The organism is Humibacillus xanthopallidus (assembly GCF_044793955.1).
In the GTDB taxonomy this organism is placed as follows: Bacteria; Actinomycetota; Actinomycetes; order Actinomycetales; family Dermatophilaceae; genus Humibacillus; species Humibacillus xanthopallidus_C.
The window spans coordinates 252544-267355 of sequence record NZ_CP084995.1 but is presented as its reverse complement, the minus strand read 5'-3'; the positions used below and the strand labels follow the sequence as shown (position 1 = coordinate 267355).

The following is a 14812-nucleotide window of genomic DNA, read 5'->3' as shown; positions in this document are numbered from 1 at the left end:
GGGCGCCCTCGACATGGTCGCCTCGCCGCTCCGTCACGACCGCACTCGCTCGAGGACCTCGCGGACCGTGGCCTCGACGAGGTGCACCTTGTAGCCGGTCTCGGGGAGCGGGTCGGCCCCCTCGGTGGCGGCGTGGGCCGCCGCCGACACGGTGTCGTCGTCGAGTCTCGACCCGAGCAGCAGGTCCTCGACTGCCCTGAGGCGCAACGGGACCGGCGCCACCCCACCGACGGCGACGCCGCACGACGTCACCGCTCCGGCATCGTCGCGCACGACGCGGCACACCGCCTCGACGAGCGGCCACTCCGCCTCGAACCGGCTGATCGAGCGGTAGTAGGACCCCCGCTCACCCGGCACGGGGGGCGGCAGGGTGACGCCGGTCAGCACCTCGTCAGCGGCGAGCAGGTGGTCACGGCTGGGGTCGGACCCGTCACCGAGGACGTCACCGACCGCGAGACTCCTCCGGTGCGTCGTGTCGATGGTGGCGGCATACGTCAGCAGGGCCATGGCGAGGGACGACGGGTGCGGGTGGACGCAAGGCGCCGTGTCGAAGGCGACGCCGTAGAGGTGCCGGCCGTCGCGCGCGGGGCAGCGGTCACCGCCCGACTTGAAGCACGACGTGTGCGGGTGGCGGTAGTACCAGCAGCGGGTGCGCTGGAGCAGGTTGCCCCCGATCGTCGCGGTGGCCCGCACCTGTGGGGTCGCGAGACCGGCGGCGGTCAGCGCGAGCGCGGGGTAGTCGCCCACCAGGTCGCGAGCCACGGCGGCCACGGTCGTGCCTGCGCCGAGGGTGGTGCCGGCGTCGGTGCGCTCGACCCGGGCGAAGCCGGGCACGCCGGTGAGGTCGAGGATGTGCGGGGTGGCGCCGGTCGTGCGCAGCCGCTCCTGCAGGTCGGTGCCGCCCGCGCGATAGACGAGATCGCCTGTGCCATCGGGTCGCTCGTCGTATGCCGTGAGGATCGTGATGCTCATCGCGTGGCCTCCGTCCGCAGTCCCTCGAGCAACCGGTCAGGGCGCACGGGGAGCGTGAGCGGTCGCCAGCCGGTCGCGTTGAAGATCGCGTTGCCGACGGAGGCAGCCGGGCTGATGGTCGCGACCTCGCCGAGACCGACCCCGCCACCGGGCACACGGTCCCAGCCCTCCTCGTGGAAGTGGATGTCGATCTCGGGGGTGTCGCCGAGCTGGGGGATGCGGTAGTCCTCGAGGTTGGCCGTGAGGGTGAGGCCCGTGTGCGGGTCGAGGACCTGCTGCTCGTAGAGCGCGAGGCCGATGCCCTGGATGACCGACCCCTCGCACTGGCTGCGCGCGAGCACGGGAGCGTGGATGCGGCCGACGGCGATGCCGCCGTGCACGCGGAGGACCCGCGTCCTGCCGGTGCGGGTGTCGACCTCGACCTCGCTGATGTGCACGGCCGCCGAGAAGCCGCGGCCGATCTGGATGCCACCCATCGTGACCGGCACCGCACGCACACCGCGATCGCCACCGCGGGTTGCCCGAGCGCTGGCGCCGGCGGGGGCCGTGCCGAGGTCGGTGCCGACGCGGTCTCGCAGGGTCGTCGCTGCCTCGACGGCCGTCGACCACAACGACACCGTCGTGCGGCTGCCGCCCGAGGTGGGACCGTGGGTCGCACCGCTGTGCGCGTGGCCCAGGCGGACCTCCACCGCGGTGGGGTCGACGCCGAAGACGCCGGCCACGGCGCGCGCCAGCACCGTGCGGCTGCCCGTGCCCATGTCCTGGACGGCGGTCGAGACGACGAGCCGCCCCGACTCGAGGGAGACGACGACCTCGCAGTCGGGGTCGACGAAGTACATCCAGTTGGCGGCCGCGACGCCGACGCCGCGGCGGAAGCGCCCGGTCCTGCTCCCCGTCGCCGGGCGTGCCTGCCACATCGGCAGTGCGGCCGCCCACCGGTAGAGGGCCTGCCGCTTCGGGTTGCCGTCCCACTGGGCGCGCAGCTCGATCGGGTTGCGACCGGAGCGGTGGGCCACCTCGTCGACGGTCTGCTCGAGCGCCCAGGCGATCGTCGGCCCGCCGGGGCCACGGAAGGGAGCGCCCGGCGGCGCGTTCGTCACGATGTCGACGTCACGGGCCAGGCGCGGGGTGCGGTCGTAGACGAGCATCGCCAGGGCCGCGACGCTGTTGCCGACGGCGACGCCCGCGTGGCTGTCGGTGTCGACGGTGAGCGCCCGGATCGCCTGGGTGTCGTCGTCGACGAGGAGCGAGATGCGGGTGCGGCTGCCGGGACGGTTGCCGGTGCCGGTCAGCTCCTCGTGCCGGTCGAGCACGAGGCGCACGGGACGGCGGGTGAGGCGGCTCAGCGAGATCGCGCCGATCGCCTCCATCGTGAGACCGAGCTTGGCACCGAAGCCGCCACCGACGTGCTCGGCGACGACCTCGACCTGCTCGGGGTCCAGGTCAAAGTGGGCCGCGATCTCGAGGCGCATCGCCTCGGCGGCCTGGGTGCTGAGCCAGACCCGCAGCCGCTGCGGGTCGCTCCAGTCGGCGACGCAGGCGTGCGGCTCGAAGGCGGTGTGCAGCTGGACGGCGGTGTGGAACTCGAGGTCGACGAGGCCGGGTCGTGCCTCGGAGCGAGCCGACCGGAGGCGCCGCTTGGCGACGGTGCCGAGGAACGGGCTGCGCGTCGGCCCACGGCTGTTGCCGTCCCACGGGGCCGGCAGGGCACCGCCCTCGCTCGAGCTCGGGGCCTGCTTGCGCTCGGCTCGCGTCGCATAGACCTGGGGCGCGCCGGGCCGGACGGCCTCTGCGGGGTCGAGGACGAAGGACCGCGGGGCGATGGGGACCACGAGCTCGCGGGCGAGGCGCCGAGCCTGCTCGACGCTCTCGGCCGCGACCACGGCGACGGGTTGCCCGGCCCAGCGGACCCGGCGGTCGTCGGGCAGCACGTCGATGCCGGCGACGCCGTCGGGGAAGGTGATCCGCCCGACGAGGCCGGCGGCGACATCGGAACGGCGGATCGCGGCATACAGCATCTGCGGCAGCACAACGTCGGTCGTGTAGACGGCGGCGCCGGTGACCTTGGCGGGGGCGTCGACGCGCTCGACGCTGCCCGCTCCGCCGTCGTGCTCACCGCGGCAGGCGGCGGCGACGGCGCGGAAGATGCCCTCGTAGGAGCCGCACCGGCAGAGGTGGCCGGCGAGCGCCTCGGCGATCGTCTCGCGGTCGGGCGGGTCGTCGGTGTCGTGGTGCGCGCGCCAGCGGTCGTGGAAGGCGACGGCGTCGACGACGAAACCCGGTGTGCAGTAGCCGCACTGGAGCCCGTCGTGCTGGACGAACGCACGCTGGACCGGGTGCAGGTCGTCGCCGTCGGCGAGGCCCTCGACCGTGGTGACGGCCGAGTCGCGCAGGCTGGTCGCGGGCGTGAGGCAGCCGAGCACGGGGTCGCCGTCGACGAGCACCGTGCACGCGCCGCAGACGCCGCTGCCGCAGACGAGCTTGGTGCCGGTGAGCCCGAGACCGTCGCGCACGACGTCGACCGCCGACTCCGTGCCGTCGACCTCCACCACCCGTGTCTCGCCGTTGACCGTGGTGGTGAGCTCCATGCGACCTCCTGCAGCCGGGCTGGCGTCTCGACGAGACGATGCTCACCGACGCTACCTCCGGGACGACCTCGGCGCGATGATGGTGTCGAGGGTCCCTCGAAGCCTCGGGGGCCCCGTGCGACGAGGAGGCGCGGCCATGCGCATCGCGGTGCTGGGCACGGGTGGGATCGGCGGCTACTTCGGCGGGCGGCTCGCCGCAGCAGGTCATGACGTCACGTTCCTCGCGAGAGGCGCCCACCTCGAGGCGATCCGCGAGCACGGCCTCGTCGTCACGAGCGTCGCCGGCGACTTCACGGTCGAGTCGGCGCGCGTCACCGACGACGTCGCCTCGATCGGCGAGGTCGACACGGTGCTGCTCGCCGTCAAGACGTGGCAGCTGGGGGCGCTGCTCGAGTCGCTGCCCGCCTTGGTCGGCCCCGACACCGCGGTCGTCACGACCCAGAACGGCGTCGAGGCCCCCGACCAGGTCGCCACCGTGGTCGGGCGGGAGGCCGTGCTGCCCGGCATCGCCAAGATCTTCGCCTTCATCGAGGCACCGGGTCACATCACCCACGCCGGTGGCCCGGCCTCGCTCGTCTTCGACGAGTGGTCGACGCTGCCCGGCGCCCCGTCCGCGCGGGTGACCAGGCTGCGCGAGGCCGTCACCGCCTCCGGCGCCGTGTCGCCCGTGCCCGACGACATCTGGGCCGAGCTCTGGTCGAAGATGCTCTTCGTCGTGCCCTTCGGCGGGCTCGGCGCCGCGCTCGACGCGACCATCGGCGAGCTGCGGTCCAAGCCGTCCAGCCGCGCCCTGCTCGAGGACGCCATGCGCGAGGTCGAGGCGGTTGCCCGAGCGCGGGGCATCTCCCTGCCTCCGGCGGTCGTCGCCGGCACGATGGCCTTCGTCGACGACCAGCCCGCCGGTGCCACCACCTCACTGCAGCGCGACCTGCTCGAAGGCAGACCCTCCGAGCTCGACGCCTGGACCGGCGCCGTCGTGCGGCTGGCAGGCGAGTCTGGCGTCGATGTCCCCCTGCACCGGCTCCTGCTCGAGGTCCTGACCTCCCGCCACCCCGGCGCCCTCCTCGGCTGAGTCGGGCACCCGACCGGCCGACCCGATGTGCAGACTGATCCGCAGACTGATCCCGCCGCACGACCCCACCCGCAGACTGATCCGCAGATTGATCAGTCCAGGCGATCAAGCCGCGGATCAGTCTGCGTCTGCTGTCGCCTGAGCAGCACTCCACGCAGACTGATCGGCAGATTGATCGATCCCCGGGATCACGCTGCGGATCAGTCTGCGGTTGCTGCAGGTGGACCGGGCTGACCCGGGTTGCGGTCGGCCACCTCGGCGCGGTGGCAGCGTCGCGGAGGCCGGGGCTGGGGTGACAGGGGCGTCGGCTAGGTTCTGCTGTCCGTGGACTGGTTCGAGGCGATCGCAGACCGGGCCCGCCCTGCTGCGGGCGAGGTCGCGCTGAGCGCACCGCAGGTGACGGTCGTGCTGCTGCTCGCGCTCGTCGTCGTCATCACGCCACCGATCTGGCAGGTCGTGCGGCTCGCGGTCACCCTCGTGCACGAGCTCGGGCACGCCGTCGTCGGGGTCGTCGTCGGTCGGCAGTTCACCGGCTTCGTGCTGCGGGGTGACATGTCGGGACACGCCGTGACGCGCGGCCCAGCACGAGGGCCCGGCCGCATCGCCTCGACCTGGGCGGGCTACCCGGTGCCCGCCCTGCTCGGGGCCGCGATGGTGTGGGCGGCCGGACGTGGCTGGTCGGCGCCCGTCATCACCACGCTCCTCGTCATCCTGCTCTTCGCGCTCATCCGCGTGCGCTCGGGCCTGACCGTGCTCGTCGTCCTCGCGGCGCTCGGTGGGCTCGGTGCGCTGTGGTGGTGGCGCGACGACGTGCTCCAGCCCCAGGTGATGCTCGGTCTCGGCTGCGTGCTCGTCGTCGGAGCATGGCGGCACCTGCTCGCGGTGCTCGGTGACCACAGCAGCGGCAGCGACCCGGGAGTGCTTGCCTCGCTCAGCCACGTGCCACGGGCCGTGTGGAACGCGAGCTTCGTGGTCGTCTGCGCGGGCGCGACCTGGCTCGTCGGGGTCGAGGTGCTGCACGCCCTGCGCTGACGGGAATCACACCACTCGGGTGACGCCGGTCCGGACTCGGGCGAGCACGCTGATGGCATGAGCTCCAACGGCGACACCGTCCCGGTCCCCACCACGGGGCCAGCGACCACACCCCCCGCCGGTGCCCCCGCCGAGCCACCCGCCGAGACCCCCGCCCAGTCGGAGGCCGCGCACCCCACCCAGCCGGTCACCACGCCCCCAGCCGCGCCCCCCGCCCAGCCCGTCACGCCACGACGGCGGTGGCTCTCGATCCTCTCGGCGATCATGATCGTGCTCGGCTGCGTGCTCGTGCCCGTGACGGCGACGTCATTCTGGGTGCGCGGCACGATCACCGACACCGAGTCCTACGTCGCCGTGGTCGGCCCGCTGGCGAGCGACCCGCAGGTGCAGACCGCCGTCGAGGAGCAGCTCACGGCCCGCGTCATGACGGAGCTCACGCAGCTCGACGTCATCGGTGCGCTCACCGAAGCGCTCGTGGCGCAAGGCATCTCACCGGAGCTGGCCAGCTCGCTCAGCCTGCTGCAGTCACCGCTCCAGGACCGCACCGAGGCGCTCGTGCGGCGCGTCGTCGACCGGATCGTGACGAGCGAGCGCTTCGCCGCCGTCTGGACCAACGCCAACCGCATCGCGCACACCCAGCTCATCCGGCTCCTCGAGGGCGACACCACCGTGCTGACCCAGCAGGAGGACGGCCAGCTCGTCGTCGACCTCTCCGCCCTGTCGTCGACGATCCGCACCGCCCTCGAGAACGCCGGCGTGCCGGGCGCCTCACTGCTGCCCGACGTCGCGGGCGCCGTCGTCGTCGGTGACGGCACGCGCCTCACCCAGGCGGAGACGGCCTACCGGCTCGTCAAGGGCCTGCCCTGGGTGCTGCTCGTCGTCACCATCGCCCTAATCGTCATTGGGGTCCTGCTCGCGAGGCGCCGGTGGCGCGCCAGCATGCTGACCCTCGGAGGGGTGCTCGTCGCCGCCCTCGTGACGATCGTCGCGGCGCGCGTGGGCGCCGACTACGCCATCTCGGGGCTCGAGCCGGCCAACCGCGGCGCTGCAGGCTCGATCGTGGAGGCTGTCACCGACCGGTTGCGCCAGATCCTGCGCGTCATCGGCTGGCTCGCGCTGGCCGCGCTGGTCGTCACCGCGCTGACGGGTGGCGGGCCACGGGCCACCGCCCTGCGCCGCTCCGTGGGCGACACGGCCAGCCAGACGTGGAGCGCTGCGGTGGCGTGGCGGCATACCCCGTTGGTGGCTGGTGCGGTGGCTCTCGTGTGCGTCGTCGTGATGCTCGCCGCCGACCTGCCCGTGGGCGTGTCGATCGCGCTCGTGGCCGTCGTCGTCATCGCGGGCACGCTCGCCTGGCGCAGCACGAGGCCCTCCGAGGTCACCGGCTGACGCCGCCACCCCGAGGCCGTATGCCGCCCACCCCCTCCGCGACACACCGAGCAGTTGTCGGGTCGGCGGGGCACACCACGCGGAGTTGACGACTACTCGGTGTGTTGCGGGGGCGGGGGTTCGCTCGGGTCGCGGTGCTGCACGAACTCCACCGGGTTGTCGTCCGGGTCGAGCACGTAGGCGATGCGCAGGCCGCGCACGTCGTGCGGCTCCTGCAGGGACCGGGCGCCGTGGCGCATGGCGAGCGCGAAGGCGGCGTCGACGTCATGCGTCCAGAGCACGACCTCGGCGCCGCGGCCGCGCTCGTGGAGTCGGATGTCGAGCCCGTGGTCGCGGATGCCGGCCGCGGCGGACCCGACCCCGAGGGTGAGCCCCTCGAGCTTGAACTCGACGTGGTCGGCCGCCCCGTGCATCGGAGTGCGAAACGACTCCACGAAGCCGAGGTGGGAGTAGAACGCCGCGGTGCGCTCCACGTCACTGGAATACAGGTTGACCTGAGGGGTGGTGAACACCCATCGACCCTACGACGTCGGCCACCACCGAGGGTGGGTGAAAGGGTCGAACTCAGTTGAGGTTCATCGGCGGGTGGGGCGGCTGCGACACGGCACCGAGCGCCGTCGCGAACTCGCGCTCGCGACGCACGAGCGAGAGGCCGAGGCGCAGGCGCGACTCCGTGTCGGAGCTCTCGAGGAGGGCCTGGCGGTCGGGCACGTCGAGCGGCACGGTCTGCGGCACGGCATACGACAGCAGCCGGTCGTCGTCGGGGAGGTCGGGCTCGTCCTGGCCCAGGAGCGCGGCATAGCCGAGGACCTCCTCGCGCACCCGCTCGGCCAGCGCGGTGACGCGCAGGTCGTCGCCCTCGGGCTCGTCGAGCCAGGTGATGTCGCCGGTGGCGTAGGGGGTGTCGGCCGCCGGGTCGATCCCGTCGAGGCGGAAGCGGTCGGTGCCGACGGACACGACGAGGAAGCGCTCACCCTCGAGGGCTGCCGCCTGCGTCAGCAGGGCCGCGCACCCGACCGGGTGAAGCGCCCGCACGCCGTCGTCGCCGACCTCGAAGCCCTCGCGGATCGCGACGACCCCGAAGACCGGCGATCGCTCGTCCTGCCCCGCGAGCAGGTCACGGAGCAGGGCGACGTAGCGCGGCTCGAAGATCTGCAGCGGCAGCTGGGCACCGGGCAGCAGCACGGTGCCGAGCGGGAAGAGCGGCAGGGTCGCCATGACTCCAGCGTAGGTCGAGACGGCAGCAGCGCCAGCCCCCCGACCGACCGACGGGTGGGTCAGTCGCGCGCGGGGCTCGGCATGAGCTGGGTGGCGCCGAGCTGGTCCTCGAGGTCGCCCGACGCACTCGTCAGCGCCTGCGCGAAGCCGAGGGCGAGGCCCATGGCCTCCTGGTCGCCGAGGCCGAGGCGCACGGCGACGTCGTTGGCGTTGGCCGGCCGCTTCTCGGGGTCCTTCTCGAGGCAGTCGGCGATGAGCTCGCGCAGGTCCTGCGGGATCTCGTCGGGTAGCGCGGGCGGCGGCTCGTTGACGTGCGAGAGCGCCGTCGCGATGGGGGTGCCGCGGTCGAAGGGTCGCTTGCCCGAGAGCATCTCGTGGCCGACGACGCCGAGGGCGTAGAGGTCGCTGGCGCCGGTGGCGGCATGGCCGAGGGCCTGCTCGGGGCTGATGTAGTTGGGCGTGCCGAGCATCTCGCCGTGCTGCGTGTGGCCGCTGGCGTCGAGGGCACGCGCGATGCCGAAGTCGGTGAGCTTCACGACCCCGTCGGGGCGGACGAGGATGTTGGCCGGCTTGACGTCGCGGTGCACGACGCGAGCCTCGTGGGCGACCCCGAGCGCGAGCGCGGCCTGGCCGAGGATGGAGCGCACCTCGCCCGAGTCGAGGGGGGCGCGCTCGGCGAGGATCTTGGAGAGGGGCTGGCCGTCGACGAGCTCCTGCACGAGGAAGGCGAGACCGTCGTCCTCGCCGTAGTCGAAGACCGTGGCGATGTTGGTGTGCATGAGGCCGGCGGAGTGCACGGCCTCGTCGCGGAAGCGCAGTGCAAAGAGCCGCTCGTGGTCGGCGTCGGGACGCATGATCTTGATGGCGACGTTGCGCTGCAGCACGTCGTCGATGCCGGCCCAGACATCGGCCATGCCACCGGAGGCGATCCGCTGCTCGAGGCGGTAGCGCTGGCCGAGGACGAATCCTTCCTGCAACCGGTTCATCACAGCACCCAGGGCCTCTCGGACAGAAGGTGCACGTCGTTCGACATCTCGGAGGCCTTCGTCAGCAGGAATGGTACGGGAACGTGTGCGGTGGTGGCCGCATCGCGTGGGCGGCACAGTGCCGCCCGTGCCCCCGAGGCACGACCCGTCTATACCCGCAACGGGTCCCCCGCGAACACCCGCTCAGCCGTCGCCGAGCTTCTCCTCGAGTCCGTCGAGGATAAGGCTGAGGCCGAAGTCGAACTCGTCGCCGTAGGAGTAGCTCTTGCCGAGGACCTGCTCGGTCATCATCTCTGCGAGGTGGGGGTAGGTGTCGGTCGGCAGGCTCATCTCGGCCACCAGCTCGTCGGCTCCCTCACCGGCATCCATGGGCAAATTGAGCTCGGTGAGCACGAAGCCGTAGACGTAGGCGTCGATCGCCGAGAAGGCGTGCGCCGCGAGCTCGACGCTGAAGCTGTTGGTGCGCAGGCAGCCGAGGACGGTGTCGTGGTGGTGCAGGAGCGCGGGGCCCGGGTTGCGGCGTGACTCGATGAGGCCGAGGGCCCAGGGGTGCGACGCGAGGCGGCTGCGCGAGGAGGTGGCGCGCGCGACCATCGCCGGTCGCCACGGCTGGTCGAGATCGGGCAGCTCGATGCCGGTGAAGACCCAGTCGGCCAGGCCGTCGAGCAGGTCGTCCTTGCCGGAGATGTGGTGGTAGAGCGACATCGCCTCGACGCCGAGCTCCGTGCCGACGTTGCGCATGCTCACCCCAGCGAGCCCGCGGTCGTCGGCGACCCGGGACGCCGCGTCGATGATGCGCTGGCGACTCAGGGCGGGGCGGTCGGTCATGGCACCTCGGGGGTCTTGTGGAACTTACGGGTGTAAGGCTACCGTAGTCGCAACGCAGACTTACAGATGTAAGGGAGTCATCATGAGAGCCGCCGTCAACGATCGCTTCGGCCCGCCGGCCGTGGTCCACGTGACCGAGGTGCCGGCGCCGTCGCCACGCCCCGACGAGGTGCTCGTCCGAGTGGCCGCAGCCGCGGTGACCGTCGCCGACTCCCGCATCCGGGGTGCGCGTTTCCCGAAGGGCTTCGCTCCCTTCGCCCGACTGGTCTTCGGGCCGTTCCGCCCGAGGCACCCGGTCCTCGGCGGTTCGTTCTCCGGGGTGGTCGAGGCGGTGGGGCCTGAGGTGACCGGCCTCGCCGTCGGCGATCAGGTGTGCGGCATGACGGGCGTCTCGATGGGCGCCCACGCCGAGCTCGTGGCCGTCAAGGCGAAGCGCCTCGTCCTCAAGCCCCCGGAGGTGACGCACGACGAGGCGGCGGGAGTGCTCTTCGGCGGGACGACCGCGCTCTGCTATCTGCGCGACAAGGCCGCGGTGCGCTCTGGCCAGACCGTGCTCGTCAACGGCGCCTCCGGAGCCATCGGCACCAACGCGGTGCAGCTCGCGTCGCACTTCGGCGCGACCGTCACGGGCGTCTGCAGCGGGGGCAACGCCCAGCTCGTCAAGGAGCTCGGTGCCGACAGCGTCCTCGACTACGCGCTGACGCCCCTGGCCGAGGTGACCGAACGCTTCGACGTGGTGCTCGACACGGTCGGCAACGTCTCGATCTCGTCGGGCAGGCGCCTGCTCAAGCCGGGCGGGGTGCTGCTGCTCGCGGTCGCCGACCTGTGGCAGACGATCGGCGCCCGGGGCCGGGTCAAGGCCGGACCCGCACCCGAGCGCGCCGAGGACGCACAGCTGCTGCTCGAGCTCGTGGCCGAGCGCGCGTTGACCGTGGTCGTCGATGCCACGTTCGACCTCGACCAGATCGTGGCGGCCCACGAGCGCGTCGACTCCGGGCACAAGGTCGGCAACGTCATCGTCCACCCCTGAGCGCGCACACCACCGCACGCACCGCGGCGCAGCCGACGCTGCGACGATCGCGCCTCGACCCCACCGGGCCCGGACGACCTGCGCATGTGATCCGATCCTGCGCGTCGCGGGGGCGCGAGGGGGGAACCGTCGCCTCCGCTTCGCTCCGACTCCTCCCAAATCCGCCTGTCCATACGCGATGACGAAGGGCCCCACGACAGCGCAAGGGCCCCAGTTCCATGAACTGGGGCCCTTCGTCATCGCGTGCGCGAGGGGGGATTTGAACCCCCACGCCCTTTCGGACACTGGCACCTGAAGCCAGCGCGTCTGCCATTCCGCCACTCGCGCGTGACAGGCACACAGTCTGCTGTATGCCGCGCCCGATCGCCAAACCGGCCAGGCCCGAAGACGCCCCATGGCGGTCACCACGGTCCGCGCCCCTGCGGCTCTGATCGTCAGGCGATCGCGGCCATTGGCAGCGCCATAGAATCGTCGGATGGAAGGTCCGTCAAGCAGTGGCGCCTCCGGGCGGCCCACGCATGCCCCGGAGACGACGGCGCTGCGGGACCTCGCCACCGCCGGCTCCGAGGCCTCGGCCGCCCTCGCCCGTCGCATGACGATGCACCCCACCGACCTCGCTGCCATGAGTCACATCGCGTATGCCGTCGAGCAGCTCGGGCCCGGAGAGCTGAGCTCTCGCCTCGGCATCACTCCCGCAGCGACGACCGACCTCATCGACCGCCTCGAGGCGGCCGGTCACGTGCTGCGCGAGCGCCACCCGGACGACCGGCGCCGCGTGCGGCTCGTGCCGACCGAGACCGCCAAGGCCGAGGTGCGCCGCCAGCTCGCCGACCTGCTCGACCGCCTCGACGAGGTGTCGCAGGACTTCACGCCGACCGAGCGCGCGGCCATCCAGCGCTACCTCGAGGCGGCTGCGGCGGCCTACCGCGAGTTCGCCCAGCAGTCCTGACGCGCCACCGAGCGCCGCTAGGGTCGCCCGGCCGAGCCCCCGTGCGGCTCCCCGAGCAGGTAGGCGTCATCGGCGAAGACGCCACCGAGCAGACCGGGTGAGCCGGCCGGATCCTGGGTTTCGATCCCGGCGGCGTGGAACTCGGCGTGGACCTCGGCGTCGTCCTGCGGGTCGTAGCCGATGACGAGTCCTGGACGCAGATCGACCCGGCACCGAGTGTTGCGCGACACACCCCAGACGACGTGGTGCCCGACCGCCTCCGTCGTCAACGTCGCGAGCACGAGCCGCGTCATGTCGGGCGCCGAGAGCCACCACTGCAGGCAGTAGGGCCCGTCGGGGCAACCGGTGAACGCCATGATGCGCGCGCTGACAACCGTCATCGCGAAGCGCCCGGCATAGAGCCCGCCGAGAGCCTCCACCGCCGCCTTGCTCACGCCGTAGTACGTGTCGGGGGCCGGCAGCGGCATGCCGTTGCGGGCTGCGGTCGAGTCAGCAGGCAGGTAGCCCGCCGCGTGCACGGAGCTGGCCAGCAGCAGTCGGCCGACGCCGGCCAGTCGGGTCGCCTCGCACACCGCGCGGGTGCCGTCGATGTTGACCGCGAGCAGGTCGGGCCAGGGACGCTCGTCGGCCAGACCGCCGAGGTGCACGACGAGGTCGGCCCCCGCGAAGGCGGCTACGTGCGCCTCGATGTCGCGCAGGTCGGCACGCACCACCCGCTCGCCCGGCATCACACCTGACACCTCGACCGCGTCGCACAGCACGAGCGAGTGCCCGGCCTCGAGCAGCAGCGGCCGGATGGCCGTGCCGATGCGACCGGCAGCGCCGGTCAGGGCGATGAGCGCCACGGATCGCTCAGAGGCCGTCGACGACGACAGCCGCCATCTCCATGCACGCCTCGTGCGTCTTCTTGGCGATCTTGAGCGGGTCGAGGTGCAGGCCCGGTGAGAGCATCGGGTCGTAGGGGATGTCGACGACCGCGCGCACCCACTGCTCGAAGTGCTCACGGGTGTGCACGCCCGCACCGACGTCGTTGCCCTTGGCCGAGGTGTGCGAGATGACGCAGACGGCGTTGCGCACGAGGTCCCCCCGGCCCATCGTCACGAGCGCGTCGAGGTTCTTGGCCGCGACGACAGACGTGTCGTCCTTGAGCGAGGTGGCGAAGACGAGCAGGTCGGCTCGGGCCGCCGCCGCCAGCCAGTTGGGCGAGAGGCGGTTGTTGCCGGTGTCGACGACGATCATCCGATAGAAGCGGGACAGCTGCGAGTGCAGGTCCTCGAACTCCTGCTCGCCGATGATGCGCATCGCCTCGTCGTCGTCGGCCGAGGCCAGCACGTCGAAGCTCAGGCCGCGCTGCTCGCGCACCCAGTGCTCGAGCTCGCTCGTGCCGGCGTTGGGGTCCCGCGCGATCTGCGGCAGCGCGGCGAGCAGGTCGACGACCGTGCGGTGGTGCGGCTGCGACGGAGCACGCATGCCGAGCGTGCCCTCGGTCTCGTTGTTGTCCCACGCGAGCACGGAGCCCGAGCGGTAGCGCCCGAGGTAGCTCGCGAGCATCATCGTGACGAGCGTCTTGCCGCCGCCGCCCTTGGTGTTGATGACCATGATCGTCTTGCGCCCGTTGAGCGGTCGGGCGATGCGGTCGACCCGGTCGCGCTCGAGCAGCTCCTTGACGCTCGGGCCGAGGCCGAAGGCCTTGCGCAGCCCCGAGTTGGCCTTGACCTTCTGGCGCTCGCCCTTGGAGCGGGCCGTGATGAGGTCCTCGGCGCTCGGCCGGTCGGAGCTGCCGCCGCGGGAGGCCGGGGCTGCGTCGTAGGCCGACGGTTCGCTGACGGAGGCTGACTCGGCCGACGCGGCGGCCACGTCGGGATCGACAGCCGGCCGGGCGGCATACGCCTGCTGTGCTGCTGTGTGGTCGGTGGAGTCGATCGTCGGCGCCACGTCGTCGGAGGCGTAGCCGGCGGGCGTCCAGCCGGAGTACTCCTCCTGCGACGCGTCGGAGACGTCGGCGTCGTGCTGTCGGTCGGCCCAGTGGCTCGTGCTCACGTGCGTGTCCCCCTCGGTCGAGTCGCCGGGCGACGCCCAGGACTCCCAGTTCGTCGCCGGCTCGGTCGTGCTGTGGCCGTTGATGCCGCTCGTTCCGCTCGTAACGACACCGGCGGAGTCGTCGTGCCGGGCGAGCTGGCCGTAGTCGGCGGCATACTCCCCGCCGAACTCGTAGGAGTCGGTCCAGTCCGTGCCGTCGGCGCTCGCAGTGCCTGCGGCCGTGAGGTCGACGTCATCCGCCACGGGCGCGTCGTTGGTGCTCTCGTCGCTGTCGGCGTTGACGTGCCACGAGGTGTCCTCCCAGGTCGACGACCACGGGTCGGCGGGCTCGGGCTCGTCGAGGTGCTCCGGCGCGGGTGCCATCGGGATGGGCAGCGCGAAGCCGCTGGGGATCGAGTTGTTGGCCGGGTAGCCGGGCAGGCCCCGGGCCTCGTCGCTCCCCGTCTCGTCCTTGCTCATCGAGCCCTCCTTGCCGTCTGCCGCAGCTCTGCCGGGCCCACCGCGGACCTGACCTGAGCCGGCCACCCCGGTTGCGGGCACCCGAGTGATCGTCCCACGACTGCCGCTCGCATCAAACCCGCTGCCCGCGGGCGCGAGCCCCGCCCGCCTCCCTCCACAGCCGGGGCACAGACCGCCGCACCGCCGAGCAGGTATGCCGTCCTGCGGGCTTGTCGGTGGGAGCTCCCGGCTGCCCCGCCCGTTACGATG

13 protein-coding genes and 1 tRNA gene are annotated in these 14812 nt (G+C 72.4%); 5 read left to right on the top strand and 9 right to left on the bottom strand.

Features of this window, described 5'->3' with window-relative positions; all coding sequences use genetic code 11:
• Nucleotides 1-33 precede the first annotated feature (33 nt).
• Together LG278_RS01165 and LG278_RS01160 are read right to left on the bottom strand one after the other, a co-directional pair.
• Complete coding sequence (locus LG278_RS01165) at nucleotides 34-972, bottom strand: FAD binding domain-containing protein (RefSeq protein WP_404390109.1); 939 nt, start codon at nucleotides 970-972, stop codon at nucleotides 34-36.
• Complete coding sequence (locus tag LG278_RS01160) at nucleotides 969-3560, bottom strand: molybdopterin-dependent oxidoreductase (protein WP_404390107.1); 2592 nt, start codon at nucleotides 3558-3560, stop codon at nucleotides 969-971. Before LG278_RS01160 ends, LG278_RS01165 begins: the two co-directional genes overlap by 4 nt.
• A gap of 136 nt (nucleotides 3561-3696) precedes the next feature.
• Here LG278_RS01160 and LG278_RS01155 point away from each other — a divergent pair, with 136 nt between their 5' ends.
• The 3 genes from LG278_RS01155 (at nucleotide 3697) to LG278_RS01145 (ending at nucleotide 7053) form a co-directional block, all read left to right on the top strand.
• Nucleotides 3697-4632 carry a 2-dehydropantoate 2-reductase gene (locus LG278_RS01155; RefSeq protein WP_404390105.1) on the top strand — a complete coding sequence of 312 codons (936 nt, stop codon included), beginning with the start codon at nucleotides 3697-3699 and terminating at the stop codon, nucleotides 4630-4632.
• Between the two features lie 324 nt (nucleotides 4633-4956).
• Entirely contained in the window at nucleotides 4957-5664 is a 708-nt protein-coding gene (locus LG278_RS01150) for a M50 family metallopeptidase (protein ID WP_404390103.1), read from the top strand.
• Between the two features lie 57 nt (nucleotides 5665-5721).
• Nucleotides 5722-7053 (top strand): hypothetical protein, encoded by a 1332-nt coding sequence (locus tag LG278_RS01145; protein WP_404390101.1) that lies wholly within the window; start codon nucleotides 5722-5724, stop codon nucleotides 7051-7053.
• Nucleotides 7054-7145: 92 nt separating this feature from the next.
• Here LG278_RS01145 and LG278_RS01140 read toward each other — a convergent pair whose 3' ends face one another.
• The 4 genes from LG278_RS01140 to LG278_RS01125 all read right to left on the bottom strand — a co-directional run bounded on the left by LG278_RS01140 (nucleotide 7146) and on the right by LG278_RS01125 (nucleotide 10085).
• Complete coding sequence (locus LG278_RS01140; protein ID WP_404390099.1) at nucleotides 7146-7565, bottom strand: VOC family protein; 420 nt, start codon at nucleotides 7563-7565, stop codon at nucleotides 7146-7148.
• Between the two features lie 52 nt (nucleotides 7566-7617).
• Nucleotides 7618-8271: an LON peptidase substrate-binding domain-containing protein gene (locus LG278_RS01135; RefSeq protein ID WP_404390097.1), complete on the bottom strand. Its 654-nt coding sequence runs from the start codon at nucleotides 8269-8271 to the stop codon at nucleotides 7618-7620.
• Between the two features lie 59 nt (nucleotides 8272-8330).
• A complete protein-coding gene (locus tag LG278_RS01130; protein WP_404390095.1) occupies nucleotides 8331-9257 on the bottom strand; it encodes a serine/threonine-protein kinase in 927 nt (308 codons plus the stop codon).
• A gap of 183 nt (nucleotides 9258-9440) precedes the next feature.
• Nucleotides 9441-10085, bottom strand: a complete 645-nt coding sequence (locus tag LG278_RS01125; RefSeq protein ID WP_404390093.1) for a TetR/AcrR family transcriptional regulator — start codon at nucleotides 10083-10085, stop codon at nucleotides 9441-9443.
• An 82-nt stretch (nucleotides 10086-10167) separates the two neighbouring features.
• On the opposite strand from LG278_RS01125, the gene LG278_RS01120 reads away from it, so the two are divergent.
• Nucleotides 10168-11115, top strand: a complete 948-nt coding sequence (locus LG278_RS01120) for an NAD(P)-dependent alcohol dehydrogenase (RefSeq protein WP_404390091.1) — start codon at nucleotides 10168-10170, stop codon at nucleotides 11113-11115.
• Nucleotides 11116-11359: 244 nt separating this feature from the next.
• Here the strand turns inward: LG278_RS01120 and LG278_RS01115 are convergent.
• Nucleotides 11360-11442: transfer RNA gene (locus LG278_RS01115), tRNA-Leu, on the bottom strand.
• A 148-nt stretch (nucleotides 11443-11590) separates the two neighbouring features.
• Between LG278_RS01115 and LG278_RS01110 the strand changes: the two genes are divergently transcribed.
• On the top strand, nucleotides 11591-12064 hold the full coding sequence (locus LG278_RS01110) for a MarR family winged helix-turn-helix transcriptional regulator (protein ID WP_404390089.1): 474 nt from the start codon (nucleotides 11591-11593) through the stop codon (nucleotides 12062-12064).
• Nucleotides 12065-12081: 17 nt separating this feature from the next.
• Here the strand turns inward: LG278_RS01110 and LG278_RS01105 are convergent, their stop codons facing one another.
• Nucleotides 12082-12909: an NAD-dependent epimerase/dehydratase family protein gene (locus LG278_RS01105; RefSeq protein WP_404390087.1), complete on the bottom strand. Its 828-nt coding sequence runs from the start codon at nucleotides 12907-12909 to the stop codon at nucleotides 12082-12084.
• Between the two features lie 7 nt (nucleotides 12910-12916).
• Nucleotides 12917-14563 carry a MinD/ParA family protein gene (locus tag LG278_RS01100; RefSeq protein WP_404390085.1) on the bottom strand — a complete coding sequence of 549 codons (1647 nt, stop codon included), beginning with the start codon at nucleotides 14561-14563 and terminating at the stop codon, nucleotides 12917-12919.
• Between the last annotated feature and the right edge of the window lie 249 nt (nucleotides 14564-14812).

Coding starts and splice junctions, on each gene's coding strand:
- LG278_RS01145 (WP_404390101.1), top strand. CDS start 5,722: ATGAGCTCCAACGGCGACACCGTCCCGGTCCCCACCACGGGGCCAGCG.
- LG278_RS01160 (WP_404390107.1), bottom strand. CDS start 3,560: ATGGAGCTCACCACCACGGTCAACGGCGAGACACGGGTGGTGGAGGTC.
- LG278_RS01110 (WP_404390089.1), top strand. CDS start 11,591: ATGGAAGGTCCGTCAAGCAGTGGCGCCTCCGGGCGGCCCACGCATGCC.
- LG278_RS01155 (WP_404390105.1), top strand. CDS start 3,697: ATGCGCATCGCGGTGCTGGGCACGGGTGGGATCGGCGGCTACTTCGGC.
- LG278_RS01100 (WP_404390085.1), bottom strand. CDS start 14,563: ATGAGCAAGGACGAGACGGGGAGCGACGAGGCCCGGGGCCTGCCCGGC.
- LG278_RS01130 (WP_404390095.1), bottom strand. CDS start 9,257: ATGAACCGGTTGCAGGAAGGATTCGTCCTCGGCCAGCGCTACCGCCTC.
- LG278_RS01165 (WP_404390109.1), bottom strand. CDS start 972: ATGAGCATCACGATCCTCACGGCATACGACGAGCGACCCGATGGCACA.
- LG278_RS01120 (WP_404390091.1), top strand. CDS start 10,168: ATGAGAGCCGCCGTCAACGATCGCTTCGGCCCGCCGGCCGTGGTCCAC.
- LG278_RS01135 (WP_404390097.1), bottom strand. CDS start 8,271: ATGGCGACCCTGCCGCTCTTCCCGCTCGGCACCGTGCTGCTGCCCGGT.
- LG278_RS01125 (WP_404390093.1), bottom strand. CDS start 10,085: ATGACCGACCGCCCCGCCCTGAGTCGCCAGCGCATCATCGACGCGGCG.